The 18,294-nt window shown below is 74.1% G+C and carries 17 protein-coding genes and 1 pseudogene; 10 read left to right on the top strand and 8 right to left on the bottom strand.

The features are described 5' to 3' along the window. Window positions 1–123 precede the first annotated feature (123 nt). The 3 genes from ACFRAV_RS16075 to ACFRAV_RS16065 all read left to right on the top strand — a co-directional run bounded on the left by ACFRAV_RS16075 (window position 124) and on the right by ACFRAV_RS16065 (window position 1,467). Window positions 124–582, top strand: coding sequence for a MarR family transcriptional regulator (locus ACFRAV_RS16075; RefSeq protein WP_351115648.1), 459 nt, complete (start codon window positions 124–126; stop codon window positions 580–582). 139 nt (window positions 583–721) lie between these two features. Continuing rightward, the gene (locus ACFRAV_RS16070; RefSeq protein WP_382555778.1) at window positions 722–1,189 is read left to right on the top strand and encodes a DUF5709 domain-containing protein; all 468 of its coding nucleotides are present in this window, start codon (window positions 722–724) and stop codon (window positions 1,187–1,189) included. Between the two features lie 5 nt (window positions 1,190–1,194). Further along, entirely contained in the window at window positions 1,195–1,467 is a 273-nt protein-coding gene (locus ACFRAV_RS16065) for a type B 50S ribosomal protein L31 (RefSeq protein WP_382555776.1), read from the top strand. 34 nt (window positions 1,468–1,501) lie between these two features. On the opposite strand, the gene ACFRAV_RS16060 is transcribed toward ACFRAV_RS16065, so the two are convergent. Then, window positions 1,502–2,464 (bottom strand): YihY/virulence factor BrkB family protein, encoded by a 963-nt coding sequence (locus tag ACFRAV_RS16060; protein WP_382555773.1) that lies wholly within the window; start codon window positions 2,462–2,464, stop codon window positions 1,502–1,504. Window positions 2,465–2,685: 221 nt separating this feature from the next. Next, a complete protein-coding gene (locus ACFRAV_RS16055; RefSeq protein ID WP_382555772.1) occupies window positions 2,686–3,480 on the bottom strand; it encodes a metal-dependent hydrolase in 795 nt (264 codons plus the stop codon). A gap of 114 nt (window positions 3,481–3,594) precedes the next feature. Between ACFRAV_RS16055 and ACFRAV_RS16050 the strand changes: the two genes are divergently transcribed. The 3 genes from ACFRAV_RS16050 (at window position 3,595) to ACFRAV_RS16040 (ending at window position 7,687) form a co-directional block, all read left to right on the top strand. Next, window positions 3,595–6,165 (top strand): DEAD/DEAH box helicase, encoded by a 2,571-nt coding sequence (locus ACFRAV_RS16050; RefSeq protein WP_382555933.1) that lies wholly within the window; start codon window positions 3,595–3,597, stop codon window positions 6,163–6,165. Window positions 6,166–6,243: 78 nt separating this feature from the next. Continuing rightward, on the top strand, window positions 6,244–7,110 hold the full coding sequence (locus ACFRAV_RS16045) for an acyl-CoA thioesterase II (RefSeq protein ID WP_351115641.1): 867 nt from the start codon (window positions 6,244–6,246) through the stop codon (window positions 7,108–7,110). Window positions 7,111–7,258: 148 nt separating this feature from the next. Beyond that, complete coding sequence (locus ACFRAV_RS16040) at window positions 7,259–7,687, top strand: PPOX class F420-dependent oxidoreductase (RefSeq protein ID WP_382555769.1); 429 nt, start codon at window positions 7,259–7,261, stop codon at window positions 7,685–7,687. A 16-nt stretch (window positions 7,688–7,703) separates the two neighbouring features. Here ACFRAV_RS16040 and ACFRAV_RS16035 read toward each other — a convergent pair whose 3' ends face one another. From ACFRAV_RS16035 to ACFRAV_RS16015, 5 genes are all read right to left on the bottom strand, one after another. Then, window positions 7,704–8,333: an ATP/GTP-binding protein gene (locus ACFRAV_RS16035; protein WP_382555767.1), complete on the bottom strand. Its 630-nt coding sequence runs from the start codon at window positions 8,331–8,333 to the stop codon at window positions 7,704–7,706. 148 nt (window positions 8,334–8,481) lie between these two features. Continuing rightward, on the bottom strand, window positions 8,482–8,997 hold the full coding sequence (locus ACFRAV_RS16030; RefSeq protein ID WP_382555766.1) for a DUF742 domain-containing protein: 516 nt from the start codon (window positions 8,995–8,997) through the stop codon (window positions 8,482–8,484). A gap of 18 nt (window positions 8,998–9,015) precedes the next feature. Then, complete coding sequence (locus ACFRAV_RS16025; protein ID WP_382555764.1) at window positions 9,016–9,471, bottom strand: roadblock/LC7 domain-containing protein; 456 nt, start codon at window positions 9,469–9,471, stop codon at window positions 9,016–9,018. After that, window positions 9,468–12,812 (bottom strand): nitrate- and nitrite sensing domain-containing protein, encoded by a 3,345-nt coding sequence (locus ACFRAV_RS16020; RefSeq protein ID WP_382555763.1) that lies wholly within the window; start codon window positions 12,810–12,812, stop codon window positions 9,468–9,470. The genes ACFRAV_RS16025 and ACFRAV_RS16020 overlap by 4 nt, the downstream gene beginning before the upstream one ends. Continuing rightward, the gene (locus ACFRAV_RS16015; protein WP_382555761.1) at window positions 12,796–13,623 is read right to left on the bottom strand and encodes an MHYT domain-containing protein; all 828 of its coding nucleotides are present in this window, start codon (window positions 13,621–13,623) and stop codon (window positions 12,796–12,798) included. Before ACFRAV_RS16015 ends, ACFRAV_RS16020 begins: the two co-directional genes overlap by 17 nt. Window positions 13,624–13,784: 161 nt before the next feature. Here ACFRAV_RS16015 and ACFRAV_RS16010 point away from each other — a divergent pair, with 161 nt between their 5' ends. The 4 genes from ACFRAV_RS16010 (at window position 13,785) to ACFRAV_RS15995 (ending at window position 17,598) form a co-directional block, all read left to right on the top strand. After that, entirely contained in the window at window positions 13,785–14,405 is a 621-nt protein-coding gene (locus ACFRAV_RS16010; RefSeq protein ID WP_382555759.1) for a class I SAM-dependent methyltransferase, read from the top strand. Between the two features lie 154 nt (window positions 14,406–14,559). Continuing rightward, the gene (locus ACFRAV_RS16005) at window positions 14,560–14,844 is read left to right on the top strand and encodes a hypothetical protein (RefSeq protein ID WP_382555930.1); all 285 of its coding nucleotides are present in this window, start codon (window positions 14,560–14,562) and stop codon (window positions 14,842–14,844) included. 84 nt (window positions 14,845–14,928) lie between these two features. Then, complete coding sequence (locus ACFRAV_RS16000; protein WP_382555757.1) at window positions 14,929–15,897, top strand: hypothetical protein; 969 nt, start codon at window positions 14,929–14,931, stop codon at window positions 15,895–15,897. A gap of 315 nt (window positions 15,898–16,212) precedes the next feature. After that, window positions 16,213–17,598 carry a tannase/feruloyl esterase family alpha/beta hydrolase gene (locus ACFRAV_RS15995; protein WP_382555755.1) on the top strand — a complete coding sequence of 462 codons (1,386 nt, stop codon included), beginning with the start codon at window positions 16,213–16,215 and terminating at the stop codon, window positions 17,596–17,598. A gap of 90 nt (window positions 17,599–17,688) precedes the next feature. Here ACFRAV_RS15995 and ACFRAV_RS15990 read toward each other — a convergent pair. Then, window positions 17,689–18,294, bottom strand: a pseudogene (locus tag ACFRAV_RS15990) (IS701 family transposase); the annotation flags it as partial.

Raw genomic sequence — 18,294 nt, 5'->3', positions numbered from 1 at the left:
TGAGAAGTGGGGCTCGGTGGCGCTGAAGCACGCATCCCGGGGCATACGGGCCCAGGATCGTCACAGAGCTTAGCTCATTGTTACCCATACTCACAATGAACACCCTCCTGATATCGTTCCGACATGACGCTTCCCGACTCCGACGGGCTTCTCGCCGAGCAGCTGCTGCGCCTGACCCGCCGCGTCCACCGCATCCAGAAGCGCCATCTGGCGCAGCAGGGCATGGCCATCACCCCGGCGCAGTCCCGTCTGCTGCGTGCCCTCGCGCCCTACGCCACGCCGCCGCGGATGGCCGATCTGGCGGAGCGGCTGGAGGTGGTCCCCCGCGCGGTGACGACTCTGGTGGACGGCCTGGAGGCGAGCGGGCGGGTGCGCCGGGTGGCGGATCCGGGCAATCGCCGGGTGACGCGGATCGAGCTGACCGACGAGGGCCGCGCGGCGCTGCGGGAACTGCGGGCGGCCCGGCGGGCGGCGGCGGAGGAGATCCTGGAGCCGCTGACGCATGAGCAGCGGGAGACGCTCGGCGGGCTGCTGGACACCCTGATCGACGGCTCCCCCGCGCACCACCCCGGCTCCGCCTGAGACCCGCCTCCGGCCGCCCGTCGTACCCGGTCCGCCCACGCCCGGGTCACCGGCGCGGTTTGCGCCGCACCCGGCCCCGGTGGACGCTGGAAGAAGTGAGCGGCCGCCACTGGGCGCCGCTACCGGGCGGGAGGTAGTCGTGGGTATCGCCGACGGACCGGGGGACGACGTCTATCAGCCCGACGCGTCCGACATCCAGGACGACTCGGGGCTGCTCGACGTCGAGGACACGCTGGAGACCGACGACGTCGACGACCCGCTGGACCGCGGCTGGTCCCCGCCGGAGAAGCCCTGGGGGGTGGATCACACCGGGGAGACGGCGGCGGAGCGGCAGCGGGGCGAGTCGCTGGACGAGCGCCTGTCGAAGGAGCTGCCGGACGAACCCGACCTGCGGCTGGACGGCGACGGCATCGGTGACGCCGTCGACACCGACGGGGAGCTGAGGGACGGCGAGGTCGGCGGGACGCGGGCCGGCCGTCTGGTCGCTCCCGACGAAGGGCTGCGCCGCGACGAGGAGGCGGTCCTGGCCGCCCGCGACGTGGGCATCGACGGAGCGGCCGCCTCCGCGGAGGAAGCGGCCGTCCATCTGATCGACGAGGAGGAGTGAGTCGCGTGCAGCAGGAGAAGCATCCCGAGTACCGTCCGGTGGTCTTCCGCGACCGGGCAGCCGGTTACGCCTTCCTCACCCGGTCGACGGCGGACAGCGACCGGACCATCGAGTGGGACGACGGGCAGTCGTACCCGGTCATCGACGTCGAGATCTCCTCGGAGAGCCATCCCTTCTACACGGGCAAGGCCCGGACCGTGGACTCCGAGGGCCGGGTCGCCCGCTTCGAGCGGCGCTACGGCGGGGCGGCCGAGCCGGAGGGACCCGGCGCCGGCTAGGGCCGCGCCGCGGCATCGTCGGTCCTCGGTCTCCTCAGTCCCCCGGGCCGGGGTCGGGGCGCACGGCGGAGTGGAGGCCGGCGCGGGCCGCCTCCAGCTGGGCGGCGAAGGCGATGCCGAGGAACAGGGCGATCCCGGTGAGGTTGGCCCACAGCAGCAGCGCGATGAACGCGGTCAGCGGCCCGTAGACCGCGCCGAAGCCCGCGCTGTTGCTGACGTAGAGCTCGAGCAGCCCGGTCGCCGTCACCCAGATCGCGAGGTGGACGGCGGAGCCGAGGGCCAGCCAGGTGTAGCCGGGCTGGCGGCGGCGGGGCGACCAGCGGAAGATCACGGCCGAGGCCGTCCAGGACAGCAGCAGCCCCAGCGGAATGTCCAGCGGGTCCCACCAGTCGCCGCCCGGCAGGCCGAGGGACTCCGCCACGGCCCCGGCGACCGCGTCGCCCGTCACGAGGACGAGGAAGCCGAGCACCATGGGCAGCCCGGCGGCCCCGGCGAGGACAAGGGCACGCCCGTACTTGTGCGTGACGGGCCGGTCGCGTTCGATGCCGTAGATGCGGTTGGCGCCCCGCTCTATCTGCGCCATCGCCGAGGCCAGGTTGACCACCGCGAAGCCCAGGCCCAGCACCAGGGCGAGGTTGCTCCAGACCCCGCCGTGCGCGGTGCGGCGGGTGCCCTCCAGGACCTCCCGGACGATCCCGTCACTGGTGCCCGGGACGATCCGCTGGAGGGTGAGCTCGATGACCCGGCCGATGTCCTCGGTGTGCGCCGAGGTGGTCAGGCCGACCAGCGCGGCGGTGAAGGGCACCAGTCCCACCACGACCTGGAAGGCCAGGGCCCGTGCGTTGGTGAATCCGTCGGCGTAGCGGAAGCGGCTGAAGGAGTCGGCGATCAGCCGCCGGGCGCCGCCGTACTTCCGGAGGGCGGCCAGCGCCTCGTCGCCGGAGAGTTCCTCTCCGATCATGTCCCGCGTCTGGGGGACGTGGACGACGGTTCCCATGGTGTGAGGTCTCCTCGGCTGGGGGGCGTTCCCCTACTCCTGCCCCCGGCCGCCTCGCCTCACCGCGCCCGGCGCGGGGCCCGACGCGGGGCGCACCACGGGCCCGCCGCTCCGGGCACGACGCGGAGGTGTCCGCGGGGGCCCCGGAGGTGTCCGCGCGGGACCCGTAGGTGGCCGAGGGCCGCAGAGGTGGCCGAGGGCCGCAGAGGTGGCCGTGAGCCTCAGAGGTAACCGAGGGCGAACGCCGCGGCCACGCCGCCGGCGAGCATGAAGCCGGGCATGAGGACCCGGATCTCCACCCAGGCGCCGGCGCGGAAGCGCATCGGCTTCGGCGGACCCAGCGGGTACCAGCGCCTGCGGCCTATCGGGATGGGCCACAGCACGGGGCAGCCGGAGACGGTGAGCGCGTCGCCGATGCAGTGCACCAGCGCGCCGAGCACGATCGGCAGGCCCAGCCACAGGTACTCCTGGTCCGGCCCTTCGAACAGCCAGGTGGAGCCGTTGCCCGGACGGTCCAGGATCCCCGCGATGATCCAGGAGCTGGTGGCGGCCAGCAGCCACACCAGCACGTCGGCGCTGGAGCCGCGGGTGGCGCGCCACAGCAGGCCCTCGATGGCCAGCACCATGTGCACGAAGAGGATGAACAGCACGCCCCACCGGTCCCCCAGCGTGGCGATGGCCGCCGAGCCGGCGCCGATCAGGAGCGCCCACACCCAGGTGTGGGTGAGGGTGCGGTGGCCGCCGGAGCGCCGCGGGTCACCGGGTTTCCTTGTCGACTTGTAGACGGCGTACGACAGCTTGTCGACGATCTCGCAGATCCACTTGGACACCGGCCCGAAGGCCCGCGAGATGGTGGCCGCCTTGTGGTCGAGGTCGGGCGCGAGGGCCGCCCCCGCGCAGATCAGTGCTCCGGCCAGCAGGACGGGCCAGGGCATCGGCTCGCCCCAGGCTGCCGCGGCCGCGCCGACGCCGAGCCACGCGGCCGCGCCCGACAGAGCATGTGCTGGTCCCATCATGGCGTGCTCGCCCCGTTCCGCGATGTGCCGCTGTCTGTCGCACGCCGCTGTTGTCGCTCGTCCCGCTGTTGTCACGTCCGCTGTGCAGTTCAGCGGCACAGCGTAGCGGTGACGATCTTCGTCCGGGCATCCGATTCCCTGATCGTGACCTGGTCCGGGCAAGATGGGGACGTGACCCTCATCGATCAGTTGCCGCAGACCGCCGATCCCGACGCCCTCTACGAAGCCTTCGAGTCGTGGGCCCAGGACCGGGGCCTCACGCTCTACCCCCATCAGGAGGAGGCGCTGATCGAGGTGGTCTCCGGGGCGAACGTGATCGTCTCGACGCCGACCGGTTCGGGCAAGAGCATGATCGCGGCGGCCGCCCACTTCGCGGCCCTCGCCCGTGACGAGGTCACCTTCTACACCGCGCCCATCAAGGCGCTGGTCTCCGAGAAGTTCTTCGAGCTCTGCAAGATCTTCGGCACCGAGAACGTCGGCATGCTGACCGGCGACGCCTCGGTGAACGCGGACGCCCCGGTGATCTGCTGCACCGCCGAGGTGCTGGCCTCCATCGCGCTGCGCGACGGCAGGAACGCCGACGTCGGCCAGGTGGTGATGGACGAGTTCCACTTCTACGCCGAGGCGGACCGCGGCTGGGCCTGGCAGATCCCGCTGCTGGAGCTGCCGCAGGCGCAGTTCGTGCTCATGTCGGCGACGCTCGGCGACGTCTCGATGTTCGAGAAGGACCTCACCCGCCGCACCGGCCGGCCGACCGCGGTGGTCCGTTCGGCGACCCGTCCGGTGCCGCTGTCCTACGACTTCAAGTACACGCCGCTGACCGAGACGCTGACCGAACTGCTGGACACCCGGCAGGCGCCGGTCTACATCGTCCACTTCACCCAGGCGCAGGCCGTGGAGCGGGCGCAGGCGCTGATGAGCATCAACATGTGCTCCAAGGAGGAGAAGGAGAAGATCGCCGACCTGATCGGCAACTTCCGCTTCACCACCAAGTTCGGCCAGAACCTCTCCCGTTACGTCCGGCACGGGATCGGCGTGCACCACGCCGGCATGCTGCCCAAGTACCGGCGTCTGGTGGAGAAGCTGGCCCAGGCGGGTCTGCTGAAGGTCATCTGCGGCACGGACACCCTCGGCGTGGGCGTCAACGTCCCCATCCGCACGGTGCTGTTCACCGCGCTGACCAAGTACGACGGCAACCGGGTGCGCACCCTGCGGGCGCGCGAGTTCCACCAGATCGCGGGCCGTGCCGGGCGGGCCGGTTTCGACACGGCCGGTTTCGTGGTCGCGCAGGCGCCCGAGCACGTCATCGAGAACGAGAAGGCGCTGGCGAAGGCCGGCGACGACCCGAAGAAGCGCCGCAAGGTGGTCCGCAAGAAGGCCCCGGAGGGCTTCGTCGCCTGGTCCGAGTCCACCTTCGAGAAGCTCATCGCCTCCGACCCCGAGCCGCTGACCTCGCGGTTCCGGGTCACCCACGCCATGCTGCTGTCGGTGATCGCCCGCCCGGGCAACGCCTTCGACGCCATGCGCCGGCTGCTGGAGGACAACCACGAGCCGCGCCGGGCCCAGCTGCGTCACATCCGCCGGGCCATCGCCATCTACCGGTCGCTGCTGGACGGCGGCATCGTCGAGAAGCTGGACGAGCCGGACGCCGAGGGCCGCATCGTGCGCCTGACGGTCGACCTCCAGCAGGACTTCGCGCTCAACCAGCCGCTGTCCACGTTCGCGCTGGCCGCGTTCGAACTGCTGGACCCCGAATCGCCGTCGTACGCGCTGGACATGGTGTCGGTGGTGGAGTCCACGCTGGACGACCCGCGGCAGATCCTGCACGCGCAGCAGAACAAGGCGCGCGGCGAGGTGGTCGCGCAGCTGAAGGCGGACGGCGTCGAGTACGAGGAGCGGATGGAGCGGCTCCAGGAGGTCAGCCACCCCAAGCCGCTGGAGGAACTGCTCTTCCACGCGTACAACACCTACCGCCACAGCCACCCGTGGGTGGGCGACCACCCGCTGTCGCCCAAGTCGGTGATCCGCGACATGTACGAGCGGGCGCTGACCTTCACGGAGTTCGTGTCCCTCTACGAGCTGGCCCGCACCGAGGGCATCGTGCTGCGCTACCTGGCGAGCGCGTACAAGGCGCTGGAGCACACCGTCCCCGACGACCTGAAGTCGGAAGACCTGCAGGACCTGATCGCCTGGCTGGGCGAGATGGTCCGCCAGGTCGACTCCAGCCTGCTCGACGAGTGGGAGCAGCTGGCCAACCCGGAGGTGGTCACCGCCGAGGAGGCCCAGGAGAAGGCCGACCAGGTCAAGCCGGTCACCGCCAACGCGCGTGCCTTCCGGGTGCTGGTGCGCAACGCGATGTTCCGCCGGGTGGAGCTGGCCGCCCTGGACCAGGTGAACGAACTGGGCGCGCTGGACGCCGAGTCGGGCTGGGACGCGGACCGCTGGGGCGAGGCCATGGACGCCTACTGGGACGAGTACGAGGACCTGGGCACCGGCCCGGACGCCCGTGGCCCGCGCCTGCTGATGATCGAGGAGGACCCCGCTCACGGCCTGTGGCGCGTCCGTCAGACCTTCGCCGACCCGAACGGCGACCACGACTGGGGCATCAGCGCCGAGGTCGACCTCGCGGCGTCCGACGCCGAGGGCCGCGCGGTGATCCGGGTCACCGACGTCGGCCAGCTGTGACGCCTTGCGGGGCGGAGGCGGGAACGTGGAGGCGGGAACGGTGAAGGCGGGACACGTGGACGGGAGAAGAGGGACAGCATGACGAATCCGGCGGAGGGCCTGGTCGGCCTGCTCGACCTCGAGCAGATCGAGGTCAACATCTTCCGGGGCCGCAGCCCCGAGGAGTCGCTGCAGCGCGTCTTCGGCGGGCAGGTGGCCGGTCAGGCGCTGGTCGCGGCCGGGCGGACCGTGGAGCCGGACCGGCCGGTGCACTCGCTGCACTCCTACTTCCTGCGGCCGGGGCGGCCCGGCGTGCCGATCGTGTACCAGGTGGAGCGGGTCCGCGACGGCCGGTCGTTCACCACCCGCCGGGTCACCGCGGTGCAGCAGGGACGGACGATCTTCAACCTGACGGCCTCCTTCCACCTTCCGGAGGAGGGCCCGTTCACGCACCAGTTGCCGCCGGCCCGGCAGGTGCCGGACCCCGAGTCGCTGCCGACGGTGGCCGAGGAGATCCGCGAGCACCTGGGGGCGCTGCCGGAGCAGCTGGAGCGGATGGCGCGCCGTCAGCCCTTCGACATCCGGTACGTGGACCGGATGCGGTGGACGGCGGAGGAGGTCGCGGAGGCGGAGCCGCGCAGCGCGGTGTGGATGCGGGCGGTGGGGCCGCTGGGCGACGACCCGCTGGTGCACACCTGCGCGCTGACCTACGCCAGCGACATGACGCTGCTGGACGCGGTGCGGCTGCCGGTGGAGCCCCTGTGGGGGCCGCGCAACTTCGACATGGCCTCGCTGGACCACGCGATGTGGTTCCACCGGCCGTTCCGGGCGGACGAGTGGCTGCTCTACGACCAGGAGTCGCCCATCGCGGTCGGCGGGCGCGGGCTGGCCCGCGGGCGCATCTACGACCGTGCGGGCCGGCTGGTGGTCTCGGTGGTGCAGGAAGGGCTGTTCCGGGCCCTGTAGGCCCGTCCGCGCCCGGGCCGTGCCGGCGCCGCGCCCCCGGTCCGGAGCGCGGCGACGGTGCGGTCCGGTGTGCCACGCCGGTGCGGTCCGGGGCGTGGCGGGGTGCGGTCCGGTGGCGGCGGCGGGCGGGTGTGCCGAGGATGGCGGTATGGCGCACAGGATGACCGAGCAGGAGTGGCGGACCTTCGTCACCACGGGGACCCGTACCGGGAAGCTGGCCACCACCCGTACCGACGGCTCCCCGCACGTCGCACCCGTCTGGTTCGTGCTGGACGGGGACGAGGTCGTGCTGACCACGGGAGCGGGGACGGTCAAGGGCCGCAACCTCGCCCGGGACGGCCGGGCCGCCTTCTGCGTGGACGACGAACGGCCCCCGTTCTCGTTCGTCTCCCTCACCTGCCGGGCACGGCTCACCGAGGACCTGGACGAGCTGCGGCACTGGGCCACCAGGATCGCCGCCCGCTACATGGGCGAGGAGCAGGCCGAGCAGTACGGCGCGCGCAACGCGGTGCCGGGCGAGCTGCTGGTGCGGCTGTCCGTCGAACGGGTCAGCGCGATCGCGGGTCTCGCCGACTGACCGGATCAGCCGCCCGTCAGCCGCCTACCGAGTCGAGCATCCGTGCCGTGTGCATCCGTCCGGCGTGCTCCACCAGACGGATCAGCACCTCCTTGCCGGACTCCCGCTCCCGCGCGTCGCACAGGACGACGGGGGTGCCGGGGTCGAGGTCGAGGGCGGCCGACACCTCGTCGGGAGAGTAGGACCGGGCCCCCGCGAAGCAGTTGACGGCCACCACGAACGGGATGCTCCGGTGCTCGAAGTAGTCCACGGCCGGGAAGCAGTCCTCGAGCCGCCGGGTGTCGGCGAGCACCACGGCGCCGAGGGCTCCCTGCGCGAGCTCGTCCCACAGGAACCAGAAGCGGTCCTGGCCGGGGGTGCCGAAGAGGTACAGCGACAGCCCGGCCCGGATGGTGATGCGGCCGAAGTCCATGGCGACGGTCGTGGTGGTCTTCTGGTCCACGCCCGCGGTGTCGTCGACGCCCCGGCTCGCCTCGGTGAGCAGTTCCTCGGTGCGCAGCGGCCGGATCTCGCTGACCGCGCCGACCAGGGTGGTCTTGCCCACGCCGAAGCCGCCTGCCACCAGGATCTTGAGCGCCAGCGGGTTCACGGCATCCGGGTCGCCGGTCGCCCCGCCGGAGGGGGTGTCCGTCTGCTGGGGGACCATCGATCACTTCTCTCGGGTGTCTCGGGCGAACAGGTCGCCGCGGGAAGGGCGGTCACGGGTCGGGGCGGCGGGCGGGGTGGGCACGACTGACAACATTGATGAGCTCACGTGATCATAGAACTCGAGGTCCCGGAAGTGGTCGGGCGGTTCACAGCGCTCGCAATCCCGCGATCACCTCGCGCAGGACCCTCTCGTCGGGCAGCTGGGCGGGCGGTACCGGGCGGCTGACGGTCACGCAGCCGAGCTCCAGCAGGTCGCCGAGGAGGACCCGGACGACGCCCACGGGAAGGTCGGAGCCGGCCGCGAGCTCGGCGACCGACTGGGTCTCGGCGTGGCACAGCCCGAGCAGCACGCGGTGTTCGGGTCCCAGGGCGGACGCGGCGTTGGACGGCGCCTCCGGGGCGAGGGTGATCAGGGCGATCAGGTCGAAGCTCGCGTCGGCGGGTCCGGCGCTGGTGCGGCCGCCGGTCATGGCGTAGGGGCGGACCAGTGGTCCGGCCTCGCCGTCGAACCACTGGCTCTCGTACCAACGGCCGCCGCTGCTCCGCTCCGGGGAGCGGTCCGGGTCGGCAGACCGGTCCAGGTCCGGGGCGCGGGTCGGGGCACGGGTCGGGCCGGGGGGCAGGTCGTGCGTCGGGTCGTGGGCCGAAGGGTTCTCACGCATCCGGAACGCGCCTTCCGGTCAGCCGACGGGCGGCCGCACGGCCACCCGCGGCTGCTGGTGGAGGTGTTCGCCGACCCGCTTGACCAGCCTGGCCATCTCGTAGGCGATCAGGCCGATGTCGACCCGGGCGCCGGTCAGGACGGCCAGGCAGGAGCCGGCTCCGGCGGCGGCCACGAACAGCAGGCCGTCGTCCATCTCGACCATGGTCTGGCGCACCCCGCCGACGCCGAAGTGACGGCCCGCGCCCTTGGCGAGGCTGTTGAAACCCGAGGCCACGGCGGCGAGATGGTCGGCGTCCTCGCGGCCGAGGCTGCTGGAGGCGCCCACGGCGAGGCCGTCGTCGGACAGCACCACGGCGTGGCGGACCTCGGCGGTCCGCACCGTGAGGTCGTCCAGCAGCCAGTCGAGTTCGACGGACCGGTGGGGTCCGTCGGGCCCGGGGCCGTAGTGCACCGTGAGGGGGGCCTGGTTCATGCGGGGTCTCCTTCGCTGCTGTCGCCGGGGCGGCCGGGGTCGCCCGCTCCGGGGTTGCCCACGCCGGGGTCACCGGGGCCCGGCCCGCGGCCGGGCGGGCGTCCGCCGCCGCGCGCCCAGCCGTCGCGGTAGGCGGCCATCCGGTCCCGGACCGCCTCGGGGGTGCGGTCCTCGGCCGGTGCGGGGGTGAAGGCGGCGGGGCCGGGGGGCCGCTGCCTGAGCTGCGGGACGAGGTTGTGCTGCCGCACCCGCCGGGGCAGGCCGCCGTCCGCCGGCGCGGGGTGCGCGGCGGGACCGTCCACCACGTCCGGGGCGACGCCGGGACGGGCGCCGGACGGGGTCGCCGTCGGCGGCGCGTGCGGCGGCGGGGCGTGCGGGGGCGGCGGGGCGTGCGGGGGCGGGACGAACGGGTTCGTGCGGGTCGCGTGTCCGGCGGGAGTCCGGGGCGAACCGTCCTGCGACGCGCGCACCGGGTTCCCGTGCGGGGTGCCCGGTGCGGTGCCGGACGCGGCCGCCGTCGAGCCGCCAGGCATCGCGTCGCCCCTGCCGTCGGCCGGACCGCCCGGGAGGCCACCGGACACCGGCCCGGACGAGCCGCCCGGCGCCGCACCGGCGCGCACGCCGAACGCCCTGTGGGCCGAACCGGCCGACGTCGCATCGGAGTTGCCGTTCGACTCGCCGCCGGAGGGAGCGCCCGGCGTCGCGCCGGCACGACCGCCCGGCGCCCGGCCGGGCGGGCCGTCCGTCGCGGCGCCCGACGGGCGTCCCGGCATGGCCCCGAACGGTCCCTCGGACAGGCGACCTGGCCCGGTACCGGTGCCGGACGGGGTGCCGGCTGCCGTGCCGGATGCCGCGGCGTCATGCCCTCGGGCACCGAGGGCAGGGGTGCCCGGGCCTTCCGGCACCGGGGCGGGCGGCGCGCCCGGAGCGGGCGGCGCGCCCGGGGTGGACGCCTCGGGGACCCGGAAGGGCCCGGTGGCGGGGCGGGTGTCGCGCGGGCCTCCGGCCGTGCGGCGGGGGCGGAGCGCGGTGACCCCCGGCGGCGGATCGGCCGGCACCGGCGGAAGGTCCTCGGCCGCGTCGGCGGGCCGCACACCGGCTCCGGCGGTGCCGGATCCGGTGCCGGTCGCGGGCTGCGGCGCCCCGGCCGCCTGGGCGGGCAGCCCCGGCCGTGCCCCGCCCGACACGGGCAGAGCGCCATGGTCCGCCCCCGCACCGGCCGGGCGGCCGAGCGTCGCGGGTCCACCGTGCGCGCCGTCGCGATCCTGGTGCAGGAGGTTCTTCGGCAGCAGGATCACGGCCGTGGTACCGCCGTACGGCGAGGGCCGCAGGTGGACCTTGATGCCGTGCCGTGCCGCCAGGCGGCTGACCACGAACAGGCCCAGCCGGTCGCTGTCGAACAGGTCGAGGGCCTCGGACTGCTCGATCCGCCGGTTGGCCTCGGCGAGGGTCTCCGGGCCCATGCCGAGGCCCCGGTCCTCGACCTCGACCGCGTACCCGTTGCCGACGCCCTCGCCGGTCACCCGCACCTTGGTGTGCGGGGGCGAGAACTGGGCGGCGTTCTCGACGAGTTCGGCGAGCAGGTGGGTGAGGTCGGCGACCGCCGCGCCGGTCACCGAGGTCTCGGCGAGCTGGCGGACGTCGACCCGCGCGTACTCCTCGATCTCCGAGACCGCCGCGCGCACCACGTTGGTGAGCGAGACCGGCCTGCTCCAGACCCGGCCGGGGGCCGCTCCGGAGAGGATGATCAGGGACTCGGCGTGCCGGCGCATGCGGGTGGTGAGGTGGTCGAGCCGGAACAGGTCGCCGAGCTCGTCGGGATCCTCGGCGCGGCGCTCCATGCCGTCCAGCAGCGCCAGTTGACGGTGCACCAGGACCTGGCTGCGCCGTGCCAGGTTGACGAAGACGCCGGAGATTCCGCTGGCGAGTTCGGCGCGCTCCACGGCGGCACGCAGGGCGGCCCGGTGGACGGTGCCCAGGGCCTCGGCGACCTGCCCGGTCTCGTCCTCGGCCGGCGGGCCGTGCGGCGCCTCGGCCCGGACGTCGATCTCCTCGCCGGCACGGAGTCTGCGCATGGCCTGCGGCAGTTTGCGGCGGGCGATCTCCAGTGCGCTGTTGCGCAGTCCGACCAGGTCGGCGACGATGCCGCGGCCGATCCGCACGGAGATCAGCAGGGAGACCGCGACCGCGAGGAGGCCGAGCAGGACGGCGCCGCCGGCAGGGCTCAGCAGTCCGCGTACGAGGGGCCCGGCGCCCTCGGGGTCGGCGTGCGCGGCGTGGTCGGAGATCCGGCCCAGGGTGTCGCGCACCGGGTTGTGGGCGCCCGCCCAGTCGTCGGCGGCCACGGCGCGGGCGGCGGCCTCGCCGGCGTCGGCCCGCAGGACGGCGTCCTCCGCCCGGGCGAGCGCCTTGTGGCCTCCGTCGCGGGTGAGCGCGCGCCAGGCGCCGGCCTGGGGCTCGCGCAGGTCGGGGACGGCGGAGTCGGTGAACGCGCGGCGGGCGGCCGTGGCGGAGGTGAACAGCGCGAGCCGTTCGCCGTCGAGCGAGCCGTCGAGCCGCGCCGAGGCGAGAAGTGCGTCCTCCTGGGCCAGCGCCTCGCCGGCCCGGCCGAGCTCGAGCAGGATGCGTCCCTCGGAACCGGCGCGGACGTGCGGGATGCAGGTGAGCGAGCCCTCGACGGCCAGGGCGTCGTCGATGACGCCGGTGTACGCCCGGTAGACCTCCGTCCAGCCGGCGTCCCCGTCGAGCAGGGTGTCCCGCACGGTGTCCAGGGCCTCGGCGGCGGCCAGGAAGGCGCGCACGCGCCGGGGGACGTCGGGCGGGAGCTCCCCGCTGTCGGCGACGGTGCCCGCGCCGTCGATCCGCAGTCGGCCCACGGCGCGGTCGGTGGTGTCGGACAGCGCGCCGAACTCGCCGTGCGGCGCCGCTCCCCCGGACGCGGCGTGCCGCACCGCCGAGGCGCGTTCGGCCTGCAGGGCGGCGACGGCCTCGGCGACGGGTGCGCGCAGCTGTGCGTCCACCCGCTCGGCCCGGCTCATGGCGGTGACCTCGCGGGCCGTGGTGACGGTGGCGTAGCCCCACAGGGCCAGCAGCGACATCACCGGCACCATCAGCAGGCTGACCACCTTGGCGCGGACCGTCCGGGGACGCAGCCGCAGCCGGTGGCCGGGGCCGGCCGGACGGCCCGAGGGCGCGGATGGCCGCCTCGTGCCGGGGGCGGCGCTCGCGGCGAGGGCGGCGAGTTCTTCCGCCGTCTCGTCGGCCGGGGGTCCGGCGTGCGCCCTGCGGCCGCGGGCCGGGGGCGGGGTCCCGGGGCCGCCGGCCCTAGGGGATGTACGCATGGCTCCCTCGTCGGTCGGGGGTCGGCTCGGGCTCGGTGGGCGCCGGCGCGCTCCGCCAGGCACGCTGCGCGGCCTCCTCGGCGGCCCGTTCCCGCGCCGTGGGGGAGAGCGCGACGAAGGCCGAGGTCAGGAAGAGGTAGGACCCGAGGCCCACGGCGAGCGGGAACACGAACTGCATCGCGGTGGCGCCGGCGAGCGGCTCGGCCGACGGGACCAGCCGCACCCGCACCGCGAGCATCCCGGTGTAGTGCATGCTGCTCACCGCCAGGCCCATGAGCAGGGACGCGACGGTCACGGCGAGCGGGGAGGTGATGTGGAGGGCGGCCCAGAGCGCCGCGGTGGCCGCGACGACCGCGATCACCACGGAGACCGCGACCATCAGCGGGTCGAAGGAGACCTCGCCGTGCAGGCGCAGGGCGGCCATGCCGAGGTAGTGCATGGAGGCCACGCCGAGGCCCGTGGTCAGTCCGCCCAGGATCAGGGCGCGGGTGCGGCCTCGGCCGTAGCCGACGGCGAAGACGCCGGCGCAGACCACGATCATGGCGACGACCAGACTGACCACGGTCAGCGGCACGTCGTAGCGGAGGTCGGTGCCGCGGACGGCGAAGCCGAGCATCGCGGTGAAGTGCATCGTCCAGATGCCGGTGCCGATGGCGGAGGCGGCGGTGAGCAGCCAGTTGCGGCGCGAGCCGCCGGTCGCCTCGAGCGCGCGGACGGTGCAGCGCAGCCCGAGAGCGGCGCCGATGCAGGCCATCGCGTACGACAGCACCGGGGTCAGCCAGCCGAAGGCGGCGTGGTCCAGATGTCCCATGGCACCGGGACGCTAGTCAGGCGTCCGGCTCGCGGGGCGCGGGGTTTCGAAAGGTGGCGGAACATGACACTTCACTTCACCCACCGGACCGCCATGTGACCGGTCCTGCACCCACCGTGACGACGGTTCCGGAGAGCGTGGTCACGGGCGATCATGCCGTCATGAGCGAGCACCGCACCTCCCCGTACGACCGTGACCATGTGCGTGAATTCTTCGCCGCCCGCGCGACCGGCTGGGACCGGAAGTTCCCCGACGACGGCCCCGCCTTCGCCGCGGCGGTGGCCGTGCTGGGGCTGCGCCCGGGCGACCGGGTCCTGGACGCCGGCTGCGGCACGGGGCGCGCGCTGCCCGCGCTCCGGGCGGCGGTGGGACCCTCGGGGGTGGTGCTGGGCCTCGACCTCACCGAGGAGATGCTGCGCACCGCGGCGCACGCCGGCCGCGGCCGGGACGGGGCGCTGGTGCTGGCGGACGCGGCCGCTCCCCCGGTGCGCTCCGGCGCGCTGGACGCGGTGTTCGCGTCCGGTCTGATCGCGCATCTGCCCGATCCGGGGCGCGACCTCGCCGCGCTGGCGCGGACGGTGCGGGCCGGGGGCGTGCTGGCCCTCTTCCACCCGGTGGGCCGGGCGGCCCTGGCCGCCCGACAGGGGCGCGAGCTGGACGCCGGTGACCTGCGGGCCGCGGAGAACCTGCGGCCGCTGCTGGACGCGGCGGGCTGGCGGCTGACCGCGTACGTGGACGAGCCCGCCCGCTTCCTGGCGCTGGCGGTACGAACCGGCGGGTGACCCGGCGGTTCGTACCGGCCGAGAAATCCCCGGAACCATCGACGGGGCAGGGCTGTTCGATTCCACGTCGGTGAGGGAAGACCGAACGCGAGGCAAACACACAACGGACAGACCCGGAAGAAGGTGGTCCGCAGTGCTCGGCAAGCTGCGCACGGTGCTCGCCCGGTTGATCCGCCCCGCCACACCGGCTCCGACGGCCCCGGGACCGAGGCCGCGCAACCACAACCTGTTCGACGCGGCCGCCGCCTACGTGGCCGCCTCGGCCACGGACGACGAGGACGCCAAGGACGAGGCCGCCTCCTGGGTCTCCCCCGAGGCGCTGTCCTTCGGCGTGACCGAACTCGCCTGCCGCGCGGTGCTCACCCTGTCCAGGGAGCACGGCACGAGCCCGGACGCGGTGGCCCGCGAACTGCTGGGGGTGCCCGCACCCCGGGCGTGAGACGGCGCTCCTGCGCAGGTGACAAGGGTGCCGCCGCCGGTCTAGGGTGCGCGCCGACGACCTGTGACGAAGGAGGCTGCCGGCATGGCCGGAACGGATGGGTCCGCCGTCGGCGCGAGGGGTTCCCGGAACGGCGCCACGGGCGCGGCGGCGGACGGCGTGGTGGACGGTGCGGCGGACGGCGTGACGGACGACGACGCGCTGTCGGTGCTGACCGCGGTCCTGCTGACCCCGGCACGCTTCCCCGGTGTGCTGGGCGACGACTACCCGCAGGCGTGCGCCGTGCTGGGGCTGGACCCGACGCCCGGCGGCTACGGCCTGGTCTTCGGCCAGGACGGCGGCGGCGCACGCTGGACGGTGGTGGTCGACGACGTCTCGCTGGTCGCCATGGCCATCGCGTCCTGGGACTGCGGCATGGAGTACGACCTCTCCCCCGACGAGCGTTCCATGGTGGTCGCGCTGCCGGGGTGGCCGCTGTCGGTGGCCGTGAAGGCGCCGGGCCTGCCCTCGCCCCACGACCCCGATCCCGAGGAGGCCGGACCCGCGCTGGCCCCGCCGGACACCAGCGAGTGGGGTCCGGCCCAACGGCGGCTGGGCGCCGACGAGATAGCCGCCCACTGGGCCCACTTCCGCACCCAGGTGAGCGACGAGGACTTCGCTGTCGCGCCGGGCACGGAAAGCGCCGCGAGTGCCGCGGGCGCCCCGGACGCCCGGGATGCCGCGGGCGTCGCGGGAACGGGGGGTTCGGGAACCGCGGACGTTCCCGGGGCGGCGGGCCGCACGGCCCGCCCCGGCGTTCGCCAGGTCCTCGACGCGGCCCGCGCGTACCTCGCGTCCCCTCCCCCGCCCGGCCGCGTCCGCGCCTTCTTCGCAGGCGGCGACGCGCGCACCGTGCGGGCCGACGGGCCGGGCTGGTCGCTGGTGGCGCGGACCGACGACATAGCGTTCGTCCTCCTCGACGCCGAGCCCCGCGAGATCATCCCGGTCGGCCGGGGCCCCGAACTGCCCGCGCTGCTGGAAGGGTTGGCCGGCATCGCGGCCGAGCCGGCCTGATCCGCCGAGGCCCGTCCCGCCGGGCGGACCTCGACCGCGAGGGGCGGGCACTCGACCGCACCGGCGGAGGTCCCGGTCCGGGCCGGCAGACGAACGCCTTGACCGCCCCGCGCCCCCCGACACCCTGAGGCATGTGGCGCACCGCCACTCACGTGCAACCATCCCTGGCTCCCCGCCACATGGTTGACGGTGCGCCAGGCCATCACGATGAGGCAGCCCGCGGCCCAGCCGCGCCGCAGCCGCACCGCACCGCGGTGCGCGCCTCTGCGGCGTCCGGCGGCCGCCCTACCGCTCCTCAGCCTCTGGAGGCCGTACATGCGTCTGTCCCCGGGCGTCCCCTGGGTCGCCGCGACCCTGATGGCAGTGACCGCTCTCGGCGCCTCGCCCACCGCGGCCGCCTCGACGCAGGCCGCCGACGCGTCGGGCCACTGCGCCCGTCACCAGCACCTCACGGTGCCCGCCGCGGACCATCAGGAGAGCGCCTGCCTCGACGACCTGACGACCACCGGTCTGGCCGGCACCGCGTACACCGACATGGCCGACCAGGCGGGCCTGACCTCCGTCCGGACGCTCAAGCCCTCCGGCGTGCCCGGTGTGCAGATCGACGGCTACTTCCCCGACAGCTCCTCCTTCAACACCACCCACGGCTGGAACCACGACGCCCAGTTCGTGATCCGCCTGCCCGACGACTGGAACGGCGGCCTGGTGGTCGCCGGCGCGCCCGGCACCCGCAAGCAGTACGCCTCGGACACCGCCATCTCCGACCACGTGCTGTCCCTGGGCTACGCCTACGCGGCCACCGACAAGGGCAACAGCACGCCGAACTTCTACACCGACGGCAGGCGCCCCGGCGACGCGGTCGTCGAGTGGAACGACCGGGTCACCCAGCTGACCCGCGCGGCCAAGGCGACGGTCGCCCAGCGCTACGGCAAGGCCCCGCGCCGCACGTACGTCACCGGCATCTCCAACGGCGGGTACCTCACCCGCTGGCAGCTGGAGAACCACCCCGAGCTGTACGACGGCGGCGTGGACTGGGAGGGAACGCTGTGGACGGCGGACGGCCCCAACATGTTCACCTCCCTGCCGACGACGATCGCGCACACGCGCGGTGAGGCCGACGACCAGGACCTCTACTCCGTCGGCTTCGCCCAGGGCTCGGAGTTCCTGTGGCCGTACCACGCCACCGCGTACTGGGGTGTGACGCAGAAGACCTACCGCGCGGAGTTCGACCCCACGTACGACGCCGCCTGCCCCGGCGCCTCGGCGGGCTCCACCGTCGCGGAGATCCTCGCGCCGTGCGCCTCGGACGCCACGTACGACTACGCCTCGCGCCCGCGGGCCGTCCACGACGCGGTGGAGCGGGTCTCCCTCACCGGCCGTATCGGCCGCCCGATGATCACGCTCCACGGCGACCTGGACACCCTGCTGCCCAAGGCGGCGGACTCCGACGTGTACGCCCGGATGATCGACAAGGCCGGGCGCGGAGCGCTGCACCGCTACTACGGCATCGAGGGCGGCACCCACGTCGACGGGCTGTACGACAGCTACCCGGCGGCGCTGCGCCCGATCCTGCCCTGCCACCGCTCCGCCTTCGACGCGCTCACCGCCTGGGTCGAGGACGGCGTGCGGCCGCCCGCCGACCACGACGTGGCGCGCCCCGCCGAGGGCGACGTGGCGAACAGCTGCCCGCTGGAAGGCTAGTAGTGCTTCGTTAGGTTCTGTGCTGTCTGCGGCGGCTTCGAGGGTTGGGCAGGGGGCGTCCGCAGGTGGTGCAGGCACCGGTCCAGCACCTCAGCAGGTCCTGAAGGGCGTCGAGGACCTGGTAGAGGGTCGGGCCGGTGTGCGGACTTTTGGGTCGTGCCGCCTGAGGGTGAGGAATGCCTGGGCGGCGGTGACGAGGGTGACGTGGTGGTGCCAGCCGCGCCAGGGGCGGCCCTCGAAGTGGTCCAGGCCCAGTCCGTGCTTGAGTTCGCGGTAGTCGTGCTCTATCCGCCAGCGCATCTTCGCCCATCGCACCAGGTCGGCGACCGGGGTCGAAGCGGGAAGGTTCGATATCCAGTAGTCCGTGGGAGCGTTCTGCCCGTCCGGCCACTCGACCAGGAGGGTCTGGGTGGGCAGGACGCCGTTCCAGCGGTTGCGGCCACCGCCCGCTTCCTGGGACGCGGCCAGGGACTGCTTGCCCGCAGGCCGTACCGTCAGCACCGCGAACCGTGAGGTCATCGCCCCTTTGCTGCCCTGCCGCCAGGTCACCTCGGCGAACCGGTCCGCGCCGGCCTCGGCCACGAGGACGGACACGGCTCGTGGCGGGATGCGGTAGCGGGGAAGCGTGGGCGGACCGAGCCCGCCGTAGGCAGGCTGGTGCGGCGTGACGTTCGCCGGGTGGGCGACTTCCTTGCC

This window comes from Streptomyces sp. NPDC056600, from assembly GCF_042792855.1.
In the GTDB taxonomy this organism is placed as follows: domain Bacteria; phylum Actinomycetota; class Actinomycetes; order Streptomycetales; family Streptomycetaceae; genus Streptomyces.
Note: the sequence above shows the minus strand (reverse complement) of the source record. Positions and strands in the feature narration are given on the sequence as shown.